This is a genomic window from Shewanella basaltis (assembly GCF_023283885.1).
GTDB lineage: Bacteria > Pseudomonadota > Gammaproteobacteria > Enterobacterales > Shewanellaceae > Shewanella > Shewanella basaltis.
The window spans coordinates 172,274-195,247 of sequence record NZ_JAKILA010000004.1; the positions used below are offsets into that span (position 1 = coordinate 172,274).

Annotated in this window: 20 protein-coding genes and 1 pseudogene; all 21 read right to left on the minus strand. The window is 35.1% G+C overall.

The window, feature by feature from the left end:
- Positions 1 to 34: 34 nt before the first annotated feature.
- Positions 35 to 1,201, minus strand: coding sequence for a nucleotide sugar dehydrogenase (locus tag L2703_RS05155; RefSeq protein ID WP_248970058.1), 1,167 nt, complete (start codon positions 1,199 to 1,201; stop codon positions 35 to 37).
- Between the two features lie 199 nt (positions 1,202 to 1,400).
- Positions 1,401 to 1,940 carry a serine O-acetyltransferase gene (locus L2703_RS05160; protein ID WP_248970059.1) on the minus strand — a complete coding sequence of 180 codons (540 nt, stop codon included), beginning with the start codon at positions 1,938 to 1,940 and terminating at the stop codon, positions 1,401 to 1,403.
- An 18-nt stretch (positions 1,941 to 1,958) separates the two neighbouring features.
- Positions 1,959 to 3,050, minus strand: a complete 1,092-nt coding sequence (locus L2703_RS05165) for a glycosyltransferase (RefSeq protein ID WP_248970060.1) — start codon at positions 3,048 to 3,050, stop codon at positions 1,959 to 1,961.
- A 20-nt stretch (positions 3,051 to 3,070) separates the two neighbouring features.
- Positions 3,071 to 4,021, minus strand: a complete 951-nt coding sequence (locus L2703_RS05170) for an EpsG family protein (RefSeq protein WP_248970061.1) — start codon at positions 4,019 to 4,021, stop codon at positions 3,071 to 3,073.
- A 14-nt stretch (positions 4,022 to 4,035) separates the two neighbouring features.
- The gene (locus L2703_RS05175; RefSeq protein ID WP_248970062.1) at positions 4,036 to 4,566 is read right to left on the minus strand and encodes an acyltransferase; all 531 of its coding nucleotides are present in this window, start codon (positions 4,564 to 4,566) and stop codon (positions 4,036 to 4,038) included.
- 26 nt (positions 4,567 to 4,592) lie between these two features.
- Positions 4,593 to 5,432 (minus strand): glycosyltransferase family 2 protein, encoded by an 840-nt coding sequence (locus tag L2703_RS05180; RefSeq protein ID WP_248970063.1) that lies wholly within the window; start codon positions 5,430 to 5,432, stop codon positions 4,593 to 4,595.
- 45 nt (positions 5,433 to 5,477) lie between these two features.
- Positions 5,478 to 6,578, minus strand: coding sequence for a glycosyltransferase (locus L2703_RS05185; RefSeq protein WP_248970064.1), 1,101 nt, complete (start codon positions 6,576 to 6,578; stop codon positions 5,478 to 5,480).
- A 17-nt stretch (positions 6,579 to 6,595) separates the two neighbouring features.
- Positions 6,596 to 7,522, minus strand: coding sequence for a WavQ (locus L2703_RS05190; protein ID WP_248970065.1), 927 nt, complete (start codon positions 7,520 to 7,522; stop codon positions 6,596 to 6,598).
- Positions 7,509 to 9,032, minus strand: coding sequence for a lipopolysaccharide biosynthesis protein (locus tag L2703_RS05195; RefSeq protein WP_248970066.1), 1,524 nt, complete (start codon positions 9,030 to 9,032; stop codon positions 7,509 to 7,511). The genes L2703_RS05190 and L2703_RS05195 overlap by 14 nt, the downstream gene beginning before the upstream one ends.
- Positions 9,033 to 9,415: 383 nt before the next feature.
- Entirely contained in the window at positions 9,416 to 10,543 is a 1,128-nt protein-coding gene (gene rffA, locus L2703_RS05200; protein WP_248970067.1) for a dTDP-4-amino-4,6-dideoxygalactose transaminase, read from the minus strand.
- A complete protein-coding gene (locus L2703_RS05205; protein WP_248970068.1) occupies positions 10,530 to 11,099 on the minus strand; it encodes an acyltransferase in 570 nt (189 codons plus the stop codon). Before L2703_RS05205 ends, rffA begins: the two co-directional genes overlap by 14 nt.
- Positions 11,100 to 11,101: 2 nt before the next feature.
- Positions 11,102 to 11,833 carry a 3-oxoacyl-ACP reductase gene (locus tag L2703_RS05210; RefSeq protein WP_248970069.1) on the minus strand — a complete coding sequence of 244 codons (732 nt, stop codon included), beginning with the start codon at positions 11,831 to 11,833 and terminating at the stop codon, positions 11,102 to 11,104.
- Between the two features lie 249 nt (positions 11,834 to 12,082).
- On the minus strand, positions 12,083 to 12,613 hold the full coding sequence (gene rfbC, locus L2703_RS05215; protein ID WP_248970070.1) for a dTDP-4-dehydrorhamnose 3,5-epimerase: 531 nt from the start codon (positions 12,611 to 12,613) through the stop codon (positions 12,083 to 12,085).
- Positions 12,613 to 13,488 carry a dTDP-4-dehydrorhamnose reductase gene (rfbD, locus tag L2703_RS05220; protein WP_248970071.1) on the minus strand — a complete coding sequence of 292 codons (876 nt, stop codon included), beginning with the start codon at positions 13,486 to 13,488 and terminating at the stop codon, positions 12,613 to 12,615. The genes rfbC and rfbD overlap by 1 nt, the downstream gene beginning before the upstream one ends.
- 2 nt (positions 13,489 to 13,490) lie before the next feature.
- On the minus strand, positions 13,491 to 14,360 hold the full coding sequence (gene rfbA, locus L2703_RS05225) for a glucose-1-phosphate thymidylyltransferase RfbA (protein WP_248970072.1): 870 nt from the start codon (positions 14,358 to 14,360) through the stop codon (positions 13,491 to 13,493).
- An 83-nt stretch (positions 14,361 to 14,443) separates the two neighbouring features.
- Complete coding sequence (rfbB, locus tag L2703_RS05230; RefSeq protein WP_248970073.1) at positions 14,444 to 15,523, minus strand: dTDP-glucose 4,6-dehydratase; 1,080 nt, start codon at positions 15,521 to 15,523, stop codon at positions 14,444 to 14,446.
- 208 nt (positions 15,524 to 15,731) lie between these two features.
- A complete protein-coding gene (locus tag L2703_RS05235; protein ID WP_428848643.1) occupies positions 15,732 to 16,712 on the minus strand; it encodes a Wzz/FepE/Etk N-terminal domain-containing protein in 981 nt (326 codons plus the stop codon).
- Positions 16,713 to 16,930: 218 nt separating this feature from the next.
- Positions 16,931 to 17,381, minus strand: a pseudogene (locus L2703_RS19090) (four helix bundle protein).
- 155 nt (positions 17,382 to 17,536) lie between these two features.
- Positions 17,537 to 20,017, minus strand: a complete 2,481-nt coding sequence (locus tag L2703_RS05245) for an SLBB domain-containing protein (protein ID WP_248970074.1) — start codon at positions 20,015 to 20,017, stop codon at positions 17,537 to 17,539.
- Positions 20,018 to 20,913: 896 nt separating this feature from the next.
- Positions 20,914 to 21,405, minus strand: coding sequence for a transcription/translation regulatory transformer protein RfaH (gene rfaH / locus L2703_RS05250; protein ID WP_248970075.1), 492 nt, complete (start codon positions 21,403 to 21,405; stop codon positions 20,914 to 20,916).
- Positions 21,406 to 22,118: 713 nt separating this feature from the next.
- Complete coding sequence (locus tag L2703_RS05255) at positions 22,119 to 22,682, minus strand: DUF4136 domain-containing protein (RefSeq protein ID WP_248970076.1); 564 nt, start codon at positions 22,680 to 22,682, stop codon at positions 22,119 to 22,121.
- Positions 22,683 to 22,974: the final 292 nt, after the last annotated feature.

Sequence of the window (22,974 nt, forward strand, 5' to 3'; positions counted from 1 at the left end):
TCAATTATTTAATATAAAAATAAACTAATAAAGATCAATCAGAACCAAATAAATCACGGGTATAGACTTTATCTGCAACATCTAGAATTTCATCAACCATGCGGTTAGACACAATTATATCGGAGAGCGCTTTAAACTCATTAAGATCTTTAATGACTTTAGAGTGAAAAAATTCATTTTCGTTTAATACTGGTTCATAAACAACGACTTCGACACCTTTGGCCTTAATTCGCTTCATAATCCCTTGAATGCTAGATGCTCTAAAATTGTCTGAGCCTGCTTTCATAATTAAACGATATATACCAACTCGTTGAGGATTACGTTTTAATATTGAATCAGCTATAAAATCTTTACGGGTAGAGTTAGCGTCTACAATTGCACCAATAATACTATTAGGAACATCAGCATAATTGGCTCTTAGCTGTTTGGTATCTTTTGGTAAACAATAACCACCATAACCAAAAGAAGGGTTATTATAATGGTTACCAATACGAGGGTCCAAACTCACACCTTCGATAATTTGTTTTGCATCTAGCCCATGTGATTCAGCATAGGTATCTAGCTCGTTAAAATAAGCTACGCGCATCGCAAGATAAGTATTAGAAAATAACTTGACTGCTTCAGCCTCGGTTGAATCAGTAAACAATACCTCGATGTCTTTTTTAATTGCACCTTGCACAAGTAAATCAGCAAATACTTTAGCACGCTCACTGCGTTCACCCACAATAATACGTGAAGGATATAAGTTGTCGTAAAGAGCTTGCCCTTCTCGCAAAAACTCAGGAGAAAACAGGATGTTATCGGTTTTAAATCTTTCGCGTACACTTTTTGTGTAACCAACGGGGACTGTGGATTTAATCACCATAACCGCATTAGGGTTTATAGACAATACATCTGAAATTACCGATTCAACAGACTTAGTATTAAAATAGTTCGTTTGTGGGTCATAATCAGTTGGTGTAGCGATGATTATAAAATCAGCGTCATAATAAGCAGATTCTTTACTGAGCGTAGCTCGAAAGTTTAGATCTACCTTGGATAAAAACTCAGAGATTTCTGTATCTACTATTGGGGAATACTTTTTTTGAAGCAATTCAATTTTATTACTATCTATGTCTACGGCAACAACTTCGTTGTATTGAGCCAACAACATAGCATTTGACAAACCAACATAACCAGTCCCAACAATTGCAACTTTCATATATAAACCAACATTTAATTAATTATCAAAAAAAAACAAAACCAATTTAAGAGCTTAGCAAAGTAAAATCAACAAGAGATGACGCCAATGGAAAAATCAACAATATATTCAAATAAAGCTTTAACAGAACTATTGAAATTAATGACACTATTATTTATTACAAAAAAGAATTAAATAAAGTTAAAATTCAGAAAAAAAATCAATTTGAATACTTACTAGCTAATTTCCTAGCAGGTATACCCACAATTGTTACACCAGATTCATTAAAACTGCGATTAACGACTGAGTTAGCACCTATTTTGATATAATCAGCCAACTCTATATCACCAAAAATTTTCACACCCGGTCCTATATATATATTATTACCTAGTTTTGGAGCACCTATACTATTCAAGTTTTTACCAATATTTACTCCTGCATGTACTGTACAATTTGAACCTATTCGACACTCACTATTAACAACAATGAACCCATAATGAGCAATTCGCAATCCAGGACCAAAAGTATTATTAGGAATTGAAAAACCTAACTTAACACCTAAACTATATTTAAAATATCTAAAAAAAAATTCAAAAGGCTTTAAATACCACCGATTAACATTGATAAAAAACTCGGTAAATCTTAATAAGACTTGAAACTTCCAAACTTCATCACCAAAAAAACGTGGAAATCCACTTTTATTAAGAGCTACTCTATCACATTTTAGATAATATATTAAATCATTGAAACCTTTTATCATTATCGCATCCCAATAAGTTTACAACAGGCCAAATATTTCATTGAAATATTTTTCTCCAGAAGTCTCTATAGTAAAATCGTTAGCTCTAAGTTTTCTTTGTAATACCCTTTCAGGGTTATCAAGCTGAATTTGAAGATTAATCATATCAAATATTTCTTCGGGACAAAATGTGCATATACTACCGATATCATCAGACTCGACTATAAATCGCGGGCCGCCAGGACAATCAGTAAGAACTACAGGTAATCCAGCTGCAAGTGATTCAACAATAACATTACCAAATCCTTCCCAAAGGGAGGTTAATAAAAAAACATCATAATACGGCAATATTTTTTTAATATTTTCACTGAAACCTTTAAAGTTTACACTGGAACTTATTCCTATGGAAGAACAGTAGTCGACTAGATCGTTTTGAAGAGGTCCCTCCCCATAGATATCGTAAATAACTGGTATATTAAAGTCTTGAAAAACTTTTACAACATCAAAAGCCAACTTATAATTCTTTTGCTTAACGAGCCTTCCAACAGAAACAATTTTTATTATTTTATTATTTTGTTTTGGCTTAACAAATGAATCATAAGATTTAATAATCTCATTAGGTAATACAGGGTTACCAATAACTACACCCTTAGGAATGATTTTATAACCTACCAAGTTTTTAATATCTTCAAAAGTGTCTGGAGAGTTTAAAATTATTCTATCACAAAAAGGATAAATATACTTTGAAATAAGATCCTTAGCTCTATCTATAACCGAAACACGCTTAGGTATTATATTTGCTTCCCTGATAATTACCTTTGCTGACGTCATACTAAAAAACCGAGCTAATATTGAAACTATATTACAACTCATCATGGTAGAAAAAATTATGTCTGGCCGTATTTTTCTAACTAAAAGAGTTAAATCTAAAACAGATAAATAAACAGACTTTTTATTTAGACTAATAACATTTATACTTTTCTCCAAAAGGATTTTGTTTGGTCCCTCGTCAGAAGTTACGACAAAATGAACTTCAACACCACGTTTATAAAAATAATTGGCTAAATTAACAAAAACTCTTTCTGCTCCGCCACCACGGAAACTAGGAACAAACATCAATAATTTTATCATATTTTACCAACAATAATTAATTAAACACCAAACCCATAATAAGGCAATTGAAACCTACCAGCCCACAAATAAAAACAAAGAAGGACCAACATAGAAATTGGTATAAATTTTTTGTAACTTTTCACATCTACAACTGAGAGCAAAATAACAATCATACTACTTTCGAATATTCTCGCAGTATAAGGAAACGTAAAATAAGTAGACAAGTACAAAATAATTTGAGACAGAGAGAATAGGTTTGATCTTATGTATGATTTCTTCTGAATTATTATAGATATAAAAATTAAAAGCCAAAAAACAAAACTTAAACCAGAAGATCCACCAGAAGCATTCTCGATTCGTTGAACTTGCCTAGCTCCAGTAAATTCGACTAAAACCCCAATAGACAAACCAATCGCAACACAAAATAGAACAACTAATGACAACTTCAAATCTAAGCTAATTTTAATGTTATTGATAAAAATCACTGTATAGTAGAATAAAACAACAAAATAGAAACTTGAATGAATAAAAATAGTACTTATTATTAAAATATTTTTTATCGTACTTCTGTAACCACCTAAATAACCGATAACAAATACTGCAATTGCAACGCCTTGCCTTAAATGAATAATATGATTTTTTATAACAAGAGGGAAAAATAGAATAAAAACTGCCCAAAGAAAAATCTTCGGCTCTTTCACAATAACTAAATAAGACACAATAAATGCAGGAAAGAAAATAATTGTTCTAAGTACATTCTCAGGCTCAAGAAATAAACCTAACACAATATTCAGAGTTAGCCACAGAGGTTCATTAGTTAGTAGTTTTATAAAGCCTGAATTTAAATAACCAATAAGATGAACAGATGACAACTCTGTATATGATAAATAATTTTCTCTATCAACTAAATCTAACAAAGGTAGATTAGTTAAAAAGTATGCATATAACAATGCAAAAAAGAATGAAAATACTTTATAGTATAATGGCATATTATATACATCACCTACTGAATATTTATTCTTTTAGAGTCAGTAATCTTTGCCATACGCATTATGTCTGTTTTAGATTTAATATCAAAGTCATCACTAGTACAGCCACTCTTTAAGATTTTATTTTTATAATCATCAAAAGAGCATATTTTTGAGGCTGGAATACCACCATAGACGGTATTAGATGGTATGTCTTTCGTTACAACACTTGCAGCAGCAACAATAACATTATCACCAATAGTAACACCAGGCATTATTAATGTGTCAACACCAACAAAAACATTGCTTCCAATTGATACTGAAGAATACTTAAAATATCGTTTCCCAGATTTAGTCAAGATAAGAGAAGCGGCACCATCATGAGTTATAATTCTAACACCACCAGTTAATGTAACATTATTCCCCAAGGTGATTAAGAAAGGTTCACTGCCAAATTTGTTTGTTAATATTCTGGCATTAGACCCGACTTTAACACCAATTTTTCTCGCATATTTAGTCCCTCCAAAAATGAAAAAATAAAGTTTTAGATATATAAGTTTAAACATACTTCCTCCTACGAAGAAAGAATAAATTAATTTTTATAATGCTTTCCAGTAAAAAAAGCAGTTATTAGATCTTTTGCGAAATACCTATTATTTTGATTTGAAAAATAATTAAAAACAATTTTCACTAGGACACGAAATATTACCAAAAAAGACTTTAATGGAGGAGTATAAAATCTCAACCTTAAACCAAGATCGTATGACCTTTCTTTTTTCCTAAAATCTAAAATATTTTTATTTTCATATTGAAACTTAGATTGATTATGTTCAAATCCTGAAATTATATTATACGATATGTAATCTAGCAATGAATTTACTCTATGACATAAAGATACATCAACTCCATAAAAATAAAAACGTTCATCGAAAACATTTCCATATTTCCTTTTAATTAATAACGCGGCATCGTGACCTATGACCATACCACTACCAATTGCAAATAAAGGTTTTTTGTTTTTGTTAGTAATTTTTTTTTCAATTGGCTTACGGCCAGACAATGGACTAGTAACCATACCATTACAAGAAACAATTGGTAAAGAAATTAAATTAGTAGAAACAGATTTAATTTCTTCTAAATAGATATCATTTATAAGAGAATCATCATCTAAAATGACATACCTTTCACTCTTGAACCTAGAAATAAATATATTATATATCTTTGAAAGAGACTCGTTACTTATTGTTTGTACAAGCTCGAAGTTAGCTACGGGAATTGGAAAACTTTCATAATTAATTACTTCAGGCCCATTATTCCAAACGACAACATTAAAATCTGTTAGATTTATTTTCGACTTTAAAATACCTTTGAAAGATTCAGAGTCTTCAACTTTTTTGTTGTAAATTAAAATTAAAACACTTATTTTGTACATAAAAAACCTTGCCAATCAAATGGAATATAATTCATAATTCATAATTCATAATTCATAATATTTACTATTAATAATTTCATATGTTAATTTTTCAAATAATTTATCTTTAGATACTTTGTCAACTTTACAGTTAAAAGATTGTGCAAAATCGACACTTTCAATTATAGTGGAACTATTTAAATCATTTAGTAAAATCCCTAAGTTATATAGTTCGAAACCTGATAAGTTTTTAATGGTCAACTCAGAATAAGAGCATGATAATATTTCTTTGGGTCCAGTATTACAATTGTAAACAATAGGAAAACAATCAAATGCTATTGCTTCTATCAAAGAATTAGGAAAGCCTTCAGAAAGCGAAACAGACATATATAGTTGACAACGCATATAAAATGGATAAGGGTCCGACACACTTCCTAAGAAATGAGCCCTGCTAGATAATCCATTTTCTTTACAGTATTCAATACATTTCAACAATTGATTACCATCTCCTAAAAATATAAATTGATACTTATCATCTAAAAACTTCAAAGTTTTCAAAATAGCCAATTGATTTTTAGTTTCATGAAACCGACCAACAACAAGAATATAGGTAATATTATCGACAAATTCAAAATCAAAACTCGTCGATTGCACGTTACTTTTACATATATTTACATTAATAGGGTTATAAATAACACATCCGTTCTTTAGATTGAATAATGAATTATATTCAACCATCATATCTTTAGATTTATAAGTATTAAGATGAGAAAACCTTAGTAAATATTTAATAAGAAATTTATGTAGTATTCTAGAAGCCGAACCAACTCTGAATTTTGATTCAAAAGAAACACAGTGGGTACATATAGAAATATGATTAGTAAACAAAGAAACTAAAGTATTAATGTAGTTCGCCAAAAATAAATGGCTATTTATTTTATTGAACTTTTCAACTTTAACAAGAAAAAATAACTTTATTACGGAAATTAAAACATCAGATATAAAAAAACCTTTCCTTTTAATTAATACAATTCTTTTTTTGCATTTAAATTTATAAAAATTATTATCCCATATTTGAATCAGAATATCATTTTCATTTAATAAATTTGAAATTACTCTTTCTGCTCCACCATTAGACATGTCATTAACAAAAAAAACTCTTTCCAAATTATTCTCCCGTAAAATCATATGTTAAAGTAACATCTAGCTTCATTAAAACAAACAATTACACTATCTTGTGACTTCTGATGCTCCAATTTTATATGTTCCAATACTTTGTGCTTAGTTTTGCTTGCCCAGATATACTGTTCTTCAGTAAAGCCATAGGCTATTCCATATCGGTCAGATTCATTTGGATACCACTGCGATAGTAACACATCTTTCCCTGGAACAACTACAGATTTACAATCACACAATACAGCGAAAATTGAATAAGCAGTATAATCATCGTAAGAAATAAATATTTCACTGCGCTTCATGATTTTAGCTATTTGAGAATGAGACAATCCATCAATAGGAATTGAAGAATCATTGTGAACTTTAGGCTTGTCTTTACCTTTACGGACTAAATGACTTTGAATATCTTTTACAGTAATATCACTATCATTATAGATATCAAGAGGATAATATATCACTTTTAAATTGTTATTAGATGTTTTTGATTTACAATATATAAAATCCTTTATTGCTGAGTTGAATTTAAAATATAATTCCCCGACACCATAATTAAACTCACCTTTCAAATGGCCAGGTTGGTGTAAAAACCATCGGATTACATTCTTAGCAAATAGTGGATTACCGAATGTAATTTCAGGGTAAACAACTATAGCGTTTTTATCATCAACATATCTTAATTTTTTTACAGGTGTATTCCAAGTTGGATGAGTTTTGAATTTATAGCAACGCTCAATTTCAAGACATATATATTGCCAAAAACTTCCGATCAATTCTTTTATTGATTTAAACCTAACCTTTTCAAGCTTTCTTGGTACTAAAAAAGCTTCAAAACCCTCAGTCTGATTTAATAAATGGCAAAGTCTGTGAAGTGCGATACGTCCTCCAGAGTTTTCATCATAACTAGGTGTATAAACATAAACTCTAACTTTTTTCATTTTTAGAACCTGAATATTCAAAATTAATTTTTAAAACAGCAAATCTAAAATAACTATAAATAAATAATACACAGATAAATCCTTGGCTAGCCAAGTAAAGAAATCTATTAAATCTTCCTTCAGGAAAATATTCAAAACTACTAATGAAATGAAAATAAATGTATGAAATCAATATTGCAGGTAATACTAATAAAAAATTAATTAACCATCCACGCCTTAAGTATTGATTAAATACAAAAGTAGACCAAATTATATAAAATAAAGAGTTAGAAACCAAGTACAGATAAGCCATCCCTTGGCCAAAGAACTTACTAGAAATATAAATATTGAGCGGAATAACAATAAAACTAAAGGTTATATAAACTAATGTATGTGATTTTAAGTCACCAGTACTATATTTCAATAAAAAAACAAAATTAGATAAAACAATAAATGTCGAACCGAAAAACAGCCAAGGTAAATAAACACTGACTTTTTCCGACAAAAACACATCACCACTCCATATATATATCAAATCCTTAGAATAAAAGAACATGAATATTGATAATGGTATTGCAATTGATGAGACAGCGCTTATTGATTTTATAAAAATATCAGAATAATTATTATATTGTTTTGACTCAATCAACTTGGTCAATCTTGGTTGTAAAACTTGGCTTACCGGCGCATTCAATACAGTAAGAACAGTCGTAACAGAAAATGCAACACTATAAAATGAAAACTCTGTCAAAGACAACACAGATGCTAAACTAGCTTTATCTGATTGTGATACGATAATCCATAATGCTGATAAACTAGATAGTTGGAAACCAAACTTAAGAATATCTTTAACTTTAGTCTCTTTGTTTTTCCTTTCTTTTGAATCTGGAAGATTTAATAAAGTCACATTTTTTTCTTTATTTGAAAAATAGATAGTTAGAACGGTGACAATAAATACAGATACAATCTGAGTAATAAAATAAACAATGATGGATTTACTTACAAAAAATAAAATTAGTAAAGCAACCGGCTGAACAAGGGTTGCATATAAAGCATCTAAGGATGTAATTATAAAGTGTTTTTCTGATGAAAGTAATATACTTCGGTATGGTCCTTGTAGATATTTTATTGCCACTATTAAAAACATAGAAAAAACTGAAAACACAACTAAATTATTATCAAGACTTGAATCTATCCAATGATAACTATAATTAAATGAGAAATACGAGCCTACAACAACTATCGAAAAACTTATAATACAAAATGCTTTTATGACCTTGCTTACAAGATTCAAAGCCTCTTTATAATCTCCTTTATAACTTTGCGATTTAATTAACTCTCTAGTTAAAACACCTCCAACTCCGGCAGTTAAGATGTTTAGACAAGCTTGAACAACCATAAAAACACCAATAAGTCCATAGGCCTCATAGCCTACCAGATCAATTATCATTGGTATTAAAAATAGGGAAATAATCGCAATGTAAATCCTACAAATATAAATATAAAAAAATGACTTCTTATTACTTTTCATAAACTCTATTAATAACACTTAAAATGTTAGCTAAAAAAAATCGACACATTTAAATACCGAAATATTAAATTATATAATTTAATATTAATTATTGTAGGACGAACTCAACCTAATACAAAGATCAAGATAAATGATTATATTTACTTTGATTTATTTATAAATCCTTAACTATGACTTTAGAATCTGCCTCTTGATGTTTTTGAACACCACAAAAAAAGTTTTTGTGGGTTATCTTGAATGTAAACTATCTTAAACTATCTAGCGAAGTCTCTAATTCCATTTGATATTGTACTAAAGGTCGAAGAAACAATTAGCTAATTTAAATATCAAATTCAATAATTATTAACAGATAATTACAATAACAATATTTATAATATAACCAACTACACATTTAAGAATGATATTATTTTTTCACAAATATAATCAACTTGTTCATTTGTTAACTCATAAAACAAAGGTAATCTTACTAAGTTGTCGGTGAATAGATCTGAGTTTACTAGATTTTGACCTGCATAATTACCTTGATAATATTCACTACAATGTAATGACAAATAATGGAATACTGCATATACACCATTTTCTTTTAAATGCTTTATCAATAACGTTCGTTGTTCCAAATCTGAACAGACCAAATAGAACATATGGGCGTTATTAGTTGAATAACCCGCAACTTTAGGTAACTTAATCTCAGAATTAACAATAGATTTATTCAAATTATCATAATAACGTTGCCAAATTTGTTTTCGTCTAGTTTGAATATCATCAAGATTTTCAAGTTGTGCAAACAAATATGCAGCTATTATATCAGATGGCAAAAATGATGAACCGATATCCACCCATCCATATTTAGCAACTTCACCACGAAAGAAAGAAGCACGATTAGTTCCCTTCTCACGTATAATTTCAGCTCGATTTATATATCTTTCATCATTGATCGCTAGTAAGCCACCTTCGCCAGCAATAATATTTTTAGTCTCATGAAATGAGAAAGTACCAAAAGTACCAATACTCCCTAATGGTCTCTCTTTATAATATCCATCAACAGCTTGTGCAGCATCTTCGACAACAGGAATATTATATTGGTTAGCTATTTTCATAATGGAATCCATATCACAAGCAATACCTGCATAATGAACGACTACAATAGCTTTGGTTTTAGGAGTAACGAGCTTTAGTATTTCGTTAGGATCGATATTGGGGTGGTCACTATAACTGTCTGCAAAGATAATTTTTGCCCCCCGTAGAGCAAAAGCATTAACCGTAGAAACAAAGGTATAAGATGGTGCAATCACCTCATCGCCCGGTTGAATATCTAACAGTAGTGCAGTCATTTCTAGTGCGTCAGTACAGGACGTAGTTAATAAAACTTTTTTAAAACCGTAACGAGTTTCAAAAAAATCATGACATTTTTTTGTAAATACGCCATCTCCAGAAATTTTACCTGTTGCTACAGATTGAGCTATGTAAACTAACTCTCTACCATGTAGATATGGCTTGTTAAATGGAATCATTTTTTTCACTCGCAAATAATGTTTCTAAATCTAGCAAATCTTTATGTCTATATTTAACTCGCTTCGCTGGATTACCAATATAAATCCCCCAAGGTTCTGTACTTTTATTAACTAAGCTCATTGCACCTATAGAACATCCCTCAGCAATTGTAACACCAGGAAATATAATAGAGCTAGTTCCAACAATAACATGTCGTGATATCTGAACAGATTTTTTAGTCTCTTTCTTGTATTTTGAGGGAATAGTTGGATTTGTCATTGTTCTGCCGGAATAATCATCCGACTGACTAAAAACTTGAACATTGTATGCTAACCCCGAGAAATCGCCAAAAATGATACCTTCTGTTCCACCGGCGACTAAACAATATGGTGCAAAATGAACATGCTTCCCGATCGTTACACTCCCTGATACAGTGCAAAAATCGTCAATTCTACTATTATCGTCTATTTCAATTGTCTCAGGATTGTATATACTAGCTTTTACACTAACCTTTACATTCAATCCAAGTTTTTTAAAACCAATTTTAGATAATTCTTCTTCAGTATAATAAGCCATAATCAACCTATGAATAATCCACCATTAACAGGTATATTTGCACCAGTGATATAATTACACCGGTCACTAACTAGAAACGAAACAACATTAGCAATATCTTCAACTTCTGCTAACCTTGTTAAAGGAATAGAATTTTTAATTGTACAAAGAATATCCGGGCTTATTTTTTGTGTCATTTCGGTGTTTGTGTAGCCTGGAGAAATGGTATTAACTAATACATTATTCCTCGCACCTTCTTGAGCAAGAGCCATCGTAAACCCATGAACTCCAGATTTAGACGATGAATAATTAACTTGTCCAGCCTGTCCTTTTTGACCATTTACTGATGATATATTTATTATTTTTCCGCGTTTATTTTCTCTCATCATTTTGTATATTGGTTGTGTTATATAGAAAAGTGCATTTAGATTAACATTAATTACTTTATGCCATTGTTCAGAAGTCATTTTATGGAAAAAGTTATCCGAAGTAACTCCTGCATTATTAATCAAAACATCTACAACTCCATAACCTTTTATCTGATTTAATGCAACACTAACATCTGCTTCATTTGTTACATCACACTTAATTAAAACTACTTTTTTTTCATCAAACAGAAATAAATTGTCATGATTTCTTTCAGGTAATGTTCTTGCTAAACCTACGACGAAATATCCATTCATTGTCAATTCTTTAGTTATTGCTTTACCTATTCCTTTAGTCGCACCTGTTATAACTGCAATTTTATATTCCACTATATTATCCATTACCAATTTGTTTTTAAGTTTTTAAGTTTTTAAGCTTTTAAGCTTTTAAGCTTTTAAGCTTTTAAGCTTTTAAGCTTTTAAGCTTTTAATAATCAACAAACAACTAAATCCAAATATTATAATAACTTTATAACTACAACTTAATTTTAGACATATTTAAAGCTTTGTGTAATAAATTTTAGCCTTATTAAACTGGCATAAAAATATACATAAATACAGTTAACATTAAAAGTTAAGTTAAAAGATTGGTTGATTTTTGTCTTTGTCAGATAAGATTAAGGTTAACCCATCTGTTGGCCAAGCTATTTTGATTTTTTTATCATTCCATAGGATACCTCTATCGCTATTTGAGCAATAAAAAGCATTTGTTTTATATAAAATCTCTGCAGTATTACTTAAGGTTAAAAATCCATGTGCAAAACCTTCCGGAATCCATAATTGACGTTTATTTTCAGCAGAAAGCTTCTCACCAACCCAATGACCAAAAGTTGGAGAACTTTGACGAATATCCACAGCTACGTCGAATACTTCACCTACAATACAACGCACTAACTTACTCTGCTCATGCGGCGCCAATTGATAATGTAAACCTCGCAATACACCTTTACTTGATTTAGAGTGATTGTCTTGAACAAAACTTACAGGATAACCTATTGCGTTCTCGAATTTTTTTTGATTCCAGGTTTCCATAAAGAAGCCACGTTCATCACCATATACCGTTGGTTCAATAATTTTTACATCAGGAATATTTGTATCAATTACTTTCATTATAAATACTCTTTAATTCGGGCTAATGCATCTTGCCAGTCGCTTTGTTTAATCCCGAAATCATTATTGATTTTATCGCAACTTAAACGCGAATTTGCAGGTCGTTTAGCTAGAGTAGGATAATCTAACGTTGATATTGGGTTGACTTGAACAGACTGAGTAAGTAATTTTTGCTCTAATGCTATTTCGAATATCTTTTTAGAAAATGCATACCAACTTACATGGGGGAATCCAGAAAAATGATAGATGCCATAATTGTGACTATCACTTATAATCTGCTTTGATATTTTGAGGATAGCGCTTGCAATATCACCCGCATAAGTTGGACCGCCAAATTGATCTGCAACGACGCCTAACGTAGTTCTCGTTTTAGCAAGTCGAAGCATTGTCTTAACAAAGTTATTTCCGTGCTCACCGAAAACCCATGCAGTTCTTAATATAATATGTTTATTACAAGCCTGTACTACAGCATGCTCTCCAGCAAGTTTACTCCGTCCATATTGGCTTTGAGGTGATGTTACTGCTGACTCGGTATAGCTCTCAAGACCTTTTCCATCGAAAACATAATCTGTCGAAATATGAATAATTGCGGCGTTAACATTATTAGCAGCTAACGCTAGATTTAATGGACCATCTCGATTAATTGCATTTGCTAATTCAGGTTCTTGTTCAGCTTTATCTACAGCAGTATAAGCTGCAGCATTTACAATAATGTTTGGCTTAAACTCATTTACTATTTTGTTAACTTGCGATTTATTGGTGATATCAAGCTGTTCTCGCTCAAGAGCTAGATACTCTAGCTCAGTCTGGGCCTCAAGTAACTTAACTAAACAGTGACCAACCTGACCGTTTTTACCTGTTACTAGTATTTTCACACTTATACTCCAGTAGCTAAACGGTTTAGGTATTGTCCATAACTGTTTTTCATCATTGGTTTAGCTAAATCAGCAAGTTGCCCAGAACTTAACCAACCATTACGCCATGCAATCTCTTCAAGGCAAGCAACTTTAAGGCCTTGTACATGCTCTATGGTTTGTACAAACGAAGAGGCTTCATGCAAGCTCTCATGCGTGCCAGTATCAAGCCAGGCAAAACCACGACCTAGTAACTCTACGTTCAAATTACCCTGTTTTAAGTACATTTCATTTAAAGTGGTAATTTCAAGCTCGCCTCGGTGTGATGGCACTACTTGTTTTGCCATTTTTACAACACTGTTGTCATAAAAATATAATCCTGTTACCGCATAACTTGACTTAGGCTTAACAGGCTTTTCTTCAATAGAAATCGCTTTCATATTTTCATCAAATTCAACGACACCAAAGCGTTCAGGATCCTTTACTTGATATCCAAATACAGTAGCACCCGTCTCTTTGCTAGCTGCATTTTTCAAGGTTTTGCTAAAAGATTGACCATAAAAAATGTTATCACCTAATACTAAACACACGCTGTCGTTGCCGATAAACTCTTCACCGATCAAAAAGGCTTGTGCAAGACCATCGGGTGAAGGTTGTACTGCATAGGTTAGATTGATACCGAAATCTGAACCATCGCCTAATAAACGTTTAAAACCTTCGTTATCCTCTGGCGTTGTAATAACTAATATGTCTCTAATGCCTGCAAGCATTAATGTCGACATGGGATAATAGATCATTGGTTTATCGTATACTGCTAGTAACTGTTTAGAAACACCTCTTGTAAGCGGGTATAAACGAGTACCTGAACCGCCGGCTAAAATGATGCCTTTCATAAGTAAATAAGTTCCTAGGTAAATCAGTCCTAAATTCTAGGTTCTAGATAATTAAATTAGGACTTCAAAATTGTAGATAAAGGCTAAATGCCTAAGCGTTCGAGTTGATAACTACCGTCTTGTACATGCTGACACCAGGTTTGGTTAGCTAAATACCATTCAATCGTTTTACGAAGGCCTGTTTCGAATGTTTCTTCTGGCTGCCAGTTAAGCTCTTTGTTCATTTTACTAGCGTCGATTGCATAACGACGGTCATGGCCTGGACGGTCTGTTACATAAGTGATTTGTTGTGCATATGGCGTATCTTTTGGTACAAGAGCATCTAAAATGCTGCAGATGGTCTGTACTACTTCAAGATTTTGCTTCTCGTTATGGCCACCAATGTTATAGGTTTCACCAACCTGACCTTCAGTAACCACCTTGTAGAGTGCACGAGCATGATCTTCTACATAGAGCCAATCACGAATTTGATCACCTTTGCCATAGATTGGTAATGCCTTACCTTCTAATGCATTTAAGATAACTAAAGGAATTAACTTTTCAGGGAAGTGATATGGGCCATAGTTGTTAGAGCAGTTGGTTACTAACGTTGGTAAGCCATAAGTACGTAACCATGCTCTTACTAAGTGATCGCTTGATGCTTTTGACGCAGAGTAAGGGCTGCTTGGCGCGTAAGAAGTTGTTTCGGTAAATAAAGGTAACTCTTGATTTACTGTTAGGCCTTCTTGCTCATCTGGATGAGGCAAATCACCATACACTTCGTCTGTTGAGATATGATGGAATCGAAATCCTTTTTTAGCTTCAACCGCTAACGTATTCCAATATGCACGCGTTGCTTCTAGCAGTGTATAGGTACCTACAATATTGGTTTGAATAAAATCAGCAGGGCCGGTAATTGAACGGTCAACATGAGATTCTGCCGCCAGATGCATCACAGCATCTGGTTTATGGGTAGTGAATACTCGGTCTAATTCTTCCCGGTTACAGATATCAACCTGTTCGAAAACATAACGCTCGTTTGATACAACACTTACCAATGATTCAAGATTACCTGCATAGGTCAATTTATCGACATTAATTACACTATCTTGGGTATTATTGATGATATGACGAACGACTGCAGAGCCAATAAACCCTGCTCCACCTGTAACTAAAATCTTCATTTTTGATGTTTCCGAGACGTTTTGAGTTGTCTATTTACGAGTAGATATAGACTAAATGAATTGAATATTGTCATTTTTGCATCTCAGCCTTAAAAACCTAACTGAGACACTTTTTATCCATTTTGAGACAGGCCAACCTTCGCTAACCTGCATAGAGCCTAGGTTTTATGGTTTTCTTGAAAACCGTCCCAATAGGCCCTTTTTTTGTTTAATCTTCTTTCTTTACAAAATACCGAATTAATACAAACATTACCCCTAACATGCCACCGAGCATGGTACCCAACACACAAATGAGCGCTCGCTTAGGTTTGGCTTTTTCTTCTGGTATTAAGGCTGGGTCTATGGTTTTAAATACGTATTCATCGCGCACTTCTGCAAACATAATGGTTTTTGCTTGCTCTTCGACTAATTTGTATAAAATTGAGCGAATGTCTGCCACATTGGTTTGCTGAATTTTTGACTCTAAAAACTCCGTGCTTTTAATGGCCTCAGCAACATCACGTTCTTTCATTACTGTATTGATGTCTTGTATAAGCCAATTAACCCATTGTTGAGCAATTGCAGGTGACAAATGTTCTACTGATACAGTAACCATGCCGGTATCTTTTGCAGCATTAACGGCAACAATTTTACTGAATACTTTGTAGGCCTCTTGCATTGACGGTTCTGGTTTAAAAGGAGGCTTAACTTCACGCACCCACTGTTTATTGGCTGAGTCATACGATTCGTTGTCGTAAGATAAGGTGTTAGTTTGCATATCCCATTTTTCGGCTGCCATTAAATCGGCCAAAATTTGGTGTTTTTGAATAAACTCACTAGCAAATTGGCGTGATTTCATCACTTCTATGGCCATTTGAGTTTTATCAACGCCACCGCCACCGCCTAAATTAATACCCGCCATTGAGGCAAGCCCACCAAACTGACCAGCAAGGGCTGCTAAACCGCCACCGCCTTGTTCAGCGTCGGCTGGTGACAACAGAGCTTCTGATTTGTATATATTTGGCTGACTTATTGCAAATACAACTGACGCCACCGCAAAAACAAATGTAATGGCGATGATGATCCATTTGCCCTTCCAGATAACTGAAAATAACTCACGAAGATCGATTTCGTCGTCCGGAACACTTCCCATTGGTTGGGTGGATGGAAAGTTCGCGTCATAAGTGGGTTGTAGGTTTTGTTTAGTCATCATTTCTTTTTTGTATGGGAAGCAGTTACTAGGTTCTAGGACGCTTTGCGGCTAGAGCGCTACGCTGCTATAAAGTCAAAAGATACCTGCAGATATCTGCTAAGTGTTTTGTTTGTTGCTGGTTGTGTCAAAGCAACAGCCTAGATTCTAGGACGCTTCGCGGCTAGAGCGCTACGCTGCTATAAAAGCAAAAAGTTTCAGTGCTTCGTTTGCTTACTCTATTGTGTAATCGGGCTATCTTCTTTTAACTTTGTTTGTTTTTGTTTAATAAGAGTACCTAATATTTTGGCTAACTCTTTAGCTTCTTTTACCATCGACATAGCCATTTTTTTATCTATGTATTCGATTTCTGCTCCGATATACAGTTGAGTAACAAGCTCACCTAGAGAACCTTTTGCGTAATATAGAAATCTTATGCTTTTTTTAGGGTTTCACGTTCTTCTCCTTACTCGGTACATCCATGTACCTCACCTCTTCGAGGCCGATACCAACAACGTATCATTCAAAAGTTGCTCCTGCGCTTTTGTCTGCTATATTTGAGGGAACAGATAAGCCTGAACGTGTAATTTGATCTTTAAAACCCCAGTTACTCACTGACTCAGTCAACTTATAAATATCACACGACAATCTAGAAGCTCTTTTCCATACATCCAGCTGTTCGAAACGCATATCAGGTCCTTTTCGAGCTTCTAGAATCTAGAGCGCTTCGCTGCTAGAGCGGCCTACGGCCTGCTATAAAATCTTAGAAGCGTAGCGTCCTAGCAGGACGTAGTCCGCTCTCTGGCGAGCCTGCGAGCTCCTAGTACCTAGTACCTAGGGCCTTCTTACAACGTTGCGATTGCGGCGACGGCGATGGCGCTGTTATAAATGATGGTGGTGACTTGTCCCCATAGGGTTAGACTGTCTTTATATTCTGTGTCCAGCGGTACAATGATGGTGTCGCCTGGTTCAATTTGATTGTTACTTGAAAACCAACTTGACTCATTAGGTAAAACAACAGAGCCGTCGGCCTTAATGATATAGGTGCGGTCATCATCGGCACGTTTACGCGGCCCACCTGCCATTGATAAATATTGCTCAAAAGTAACGCCTTCTTTAAATCTGTGCGTACTTGGATGTTGTACCTGGCCCATTACAGAAACTGTTTGATTTTTAGCTGGTACGTAAAGGGCATCTGCATCTTCTAAATCTAGGTTTGCTTCGTCAATACCCAGTTCTAGGGCGTTAAGGTCAACAACCAAACGGCCAACAACTTGCACATTTTCAAGCTCTTTTAACATTAACTGTGCATCTGCATAACCCACTGTTGGCGTGTCTTTGGTTAATGCTTTGGCTGCAATTTCGCGGCGAAGTTCATCCGATAGTTTTGCAAGTTCAAGTCGTTCTTTGTCTTTAACAGATTGACGTAAAAATACAGCGCTTTTTAATGAAGCGTTATTGGTATAGCCACCAGCGCGGTTGATAACACCTTTTAGTGTTTCACCGCGTTGAATAGAATAAGTACCAGGGAATTTAACTTCACCTTTAATGGTCACCCAACGGGTGTCTTGCCAGTCTGGTAATGTTCTAACGGTTAGAATATCTCTGCTTTGTAATTCAATCACTGAGGATGGGTCATTCATAACATCATTTAAGCTAAGCTGTTGATGTTTGATTGCCACACCGTCTGTTTGCGATACCACCTGGCGAGTCAACTCTGCCGCCATGGTATACGCGCCTTCTTCTAAGCCACCCGCGGCAATAATTAATTCTTTAACGTCTGCATTTACGGTTAATGGATACTGACCAGGAAAACGGACATTGCCATTGATGCTGACCAATTTAGCGGCTTCACCAAATCGACTTTGGTTTTTAAGCTTAGTAATAATAGGAGCAAGTAGCTTTTCTCTGTCTTCGTAATCGAACACTAAAAGCGTATCTCGCGGCTGTAAGGCGACGTTAAACAATGAAAACGGATCGGTAATGGCCTTACCAAGTGCGATACGGTGAACCTCTATATCGCCACGCTGATTAATTTCACGAACCAATAATGCGTAGTCTAAATCTGCAGTGATGGTTAAATTACCCCAAATAGAAGGCAGCAAATCGGCTACTTTAAGTTGACTTGTCCATTGATATTTACCAGGACGAATAACAGCGCCAGACAGTGTTACTGCGTTTTCAACTCGATTTGAGGCAGATTTAACATTTAATACATCGCCATTTTTAACTAATGTGGCTAAACCACTATTGGCGGTAAGGTCAACGTTTATCACTGTTTTAACTGATTTGTCGCTATAGCGCTCTACAACACTGGCTTTAGGGTATGCACCAGGATTTAACCCGCTGGCCATTTTAATTACATCGCCCATGCTTTCATTATTTTTAAGCTCATAAATAGCTGGACGGCGCACTTCGCCCATTACGCTTACCATGCCACCTGCAGAAGGAATAAAAACAACATCGCCAGATTGTAAACGCTTATCACCTGATGCATCACCTCGCATCAATAGGTCGTATAAGTCTAATGTGCCGACCGTTTTGCCCGCGCGTTTTAACTGAATATTACGTAACGAGCCGATTTGGTTAACACCACCAGACACAAAAAGTGCTTGCGTCATGGTTGATAAGCTAGAAACCGTATATGAACCAGGTTTAAATGCATCACCCGCAACAAAAATACGGATTGAACGCAGTTCACCCATGGTAATGTTTGCATTAATGCCAATCATGCTTTGCGCAATTTTATCTTGTAGTAAATTTCTAGCTTCAGCAAAAGACAGCCCAACTAACGAGATTGGACCAAGATCTGGAAACTGCACAGCACCATCACGACCAACAACTAATTGGTAGTTGTTGTTTTCTTTACCGTAAAGTTGAACATTTAACGTGTCGCCTGGGCCCACCATGTACTCAGCAGGAACAGGAACATCTGATACTGGGGCAAAAGTGGATGGAGAACCTGCAAATAAGTCATAACCAAATGGTTTTAACTGTTGTTCTTTTTTGTTGTCTAATGCTTCAACGCTGGCGGTGGTTTTAGTACCTTGAATGATGGCTTCATCTTCCGATTGATCTAAAACATTATTTTGCACAGAACGAGGTTCGACTACCTGTGGGTTTTCAACTGTTGTAGTGGTTGATGAAGACGATAACATTGAAGGGTCGATACCATATTGCTTAGCAATACGTTCTTGCTCAGATTTTGGCAGTTGCTTAAATTGCTCAATCATCTGTGGCGATGGCGTTACAGCCTGCACTTGCGTACTGAAAATAATAAGGGCTGATAAGCCAGCAATTAACACGTTTTTGGTTTTATGCAACACCAGGGTATCTCCAATATTATTTTGAAATAGGTTTTAAATTCTGGGTTCTAGGAACTCGCAGGCTTGCCAGAGGTTCTAGGCCTCGTCCTCGAATGCTTTAATCCCGGCTTTATAAGCGCTACCGGGACGGATTCTAGGAGCTCGCAAGCTCGCCTGAGAGCGGACTGCGTCCTTCTAGAATCTAGAAGCGAAGCGTCCTCGAAGTGACGAAGTCACGCCCTAGCACCTAGCAGACCGAAGGTCGCCCTAGAACCTAGCAGCGAAGCGTCATTCTGGTAAATCATTAAAAGCGAACACCTGGATTCCGGCTTTAACAGCGTTGCCGGAATGACGTAATCGAGCAGCGAAGCGTCCTAGCAGCGAAGCGACCTAGCAGCGAAGCGACCTAGCAGCGAAGCGTCATTTCAGGCACGCTACCGACCCGCGTGGCGGGCGAGACGCCCTGATTCAGTACATCCTGTACTTCTCTCTTCGAGCCAGCTGAAGCTGTTAGTGATTGTTCCAGACAATCACTTTCGGCGTCCACTAAAAGACAGAAACTATTCTGTCTTTTGCCTTTCAGGCACGCTACCGCCCATGGATTACGGCTTCCAACGTGCCCTTCGCGGTGCGAAATTGATTATTTTTATGTTCTTTTAAGCAATTGTTAAATAGGTAACGTATCTAACAAGCGCGGAATTATACTCAAAAACACATTTAGATGCTTGAGTTATCAACATCATCTTGATTAAAAATGTTTCAAAAACGTTTAAATAAACCTTAAATGATTACATTTCGACCAAAACCGTCTGCTTTAAGCGATATTTGAGATACTAATTTAAGGTAAAAATGGACAATATCTTACATTTAAACGAGCTAAAATCTCATATTACGGTTTTGTTAATAAAGCAAAACATTTACAGCGCTTTAAGATTTTCCAGTTCGACTAAAATCCTTTTTTGCTGTCCCATGATGTTAAACAACACATGGCAGCGTTTTTCTGGGTTATCTTCATCGAAAATGGCTTCTAGGTCTTTAAATGGACCGTCGACAAACTTCACTTTATCGCCTTTCGCTAACGTTTTCTCTGTTTCAGGCACATGCCCCTGAACTCGTCTTTTTAAGGCTGAGATGATTCTATCATCAATGGGCGTCATATCTTCTCGGCAACCCACAATACGGCTAGCACCACGGGTGTTGTGAATTTTACTCACACTCGTGATCTGTGGGTCGAAGTAAATGAAAAGATAGCTGGGGAATAAAGGGGCGCTAACCATTTGGCTTTTGTTACGCACCGTTTTTTGCTGAGTAATCATAGGTAAATAACTTTCGACTTCTTGAAGAGCCAGGTTTTGCTGCGCACGGATTTCATGACGTGGTTTGCAATAAAGTAGATACCAAGATTTCATTGTGACTCGCTTATTAATTTGCCCACTGTATTGAGCAGGTGACGTCCCATTCACTGGACAGAATACTACCAAAATTGCGCTTTGGATTGAATAGGTTTTTACGCTAAAGCGCCTATAAATACGCCATTTAACCCATTTACAGCAGTGTTATTTTTTAGTTACTTGTACGCTTACAAGCTAAGCTGTTGAATTGTCGAAAACTAAAGATAAACAAATAATACCATTGCACTGTTTTGCTCTACACTCATCGACTGGTATGTTCAGTTAAGACACTACAAAGGCGTAAATTCGCATTGTTTAGGTCGGTATTAGGGCTTGTTGGTCTTTCAACCTTATGCTTACAGCGATTTGTTTGTCATTACTCTATTTGGACAATGCACTTTAACTAACCTCAACTCTGGATAAGAGATGTATTGATAACGATATAAATCAATAGATTGACTAAAATCCACTGTCAAGCTTGTGATTTGTTTTGCTAACAAGGCAAATTAACGCGTCAATAGCTAGCCTATTGCAAGTTAATTCAACGCAGTGAGGAAGGCAAAGGACTGCTTGAAAGGCGTTTGTTATCCAGAGCTGAGGTTAACTATCTATAAAAGTCGATAACAGGGTAACTGCAAACGTTGCACAAGGGGTTTTGTTTGTACCGCTCAAATGATAAAGCCCCAAATATGGGGCTTTATTGAGTAATTACAGACAATATCGCGGTAATATTAATTGGCGGTCGGTTTTGGCGGATAATTCATCATTACGGTGCCAATGGCCTGGTTAATGGTAGCGATGCGCTCTTCTGGGGTGCTTTGATCTCTTACTGTGTCGGCAATGGTGCCACGCCATACCAGCTTACCTGTTTTGTTATCGACCAAGTCGACCATGAGCGTGCCGACTTCATATTCACGAACAACGGTTTCGGTTTGCATTGAACCCGCTAGGCCCCAACGTGGCCCGTAATAAGGGTTGTAACCAAAATGGCTGTTGAAGGTGTCTACGTTGATTTTTTTATCCACTTTTGTAATGTAATTAACCAGTATGTCGGCATTTTGTTTGTCTGTTTTAATCATGCCTTTTTGATTTAACTGAGTATCTAATGCAGCGCGTACACGCTGATCCATTAAGCCATCTAAGTGATAACCTGCTGCGTCATCGTTTTTGCTTTCTACCCAGGCGTATGACTTATATTGATCAAATGCAACAGTTGGATCGAAGTCTGAACTCGATTTTAGGGTACTACAAGCACTTAATGCTAACACCGCGGCGGCGATAAATAATTTTTTCATAACAGACTCCAAAACAATATGATGTTAATGCGCTTAAGCTTATAGAGCGCTATGAGGTTGTCAAGTTAACTAGAATTTATAAATAGGTTCTAGGTTATAAGGACTAGGTTCTTGGAACTCGCAAGCTCGTCAGAGGGCGGACTTCGTCCTTCTAGGTAACTCGGTAGGTTTTAAATTTTACCCGCTCGTCATCCTCGAGTGCTTGTATCGGGGATCCAGGTGTTTCTGTTTATTTATATTTAATACTTTTAGATTTTAAGGTTAAACACGTAAGAGCTAACACCTGGATTCC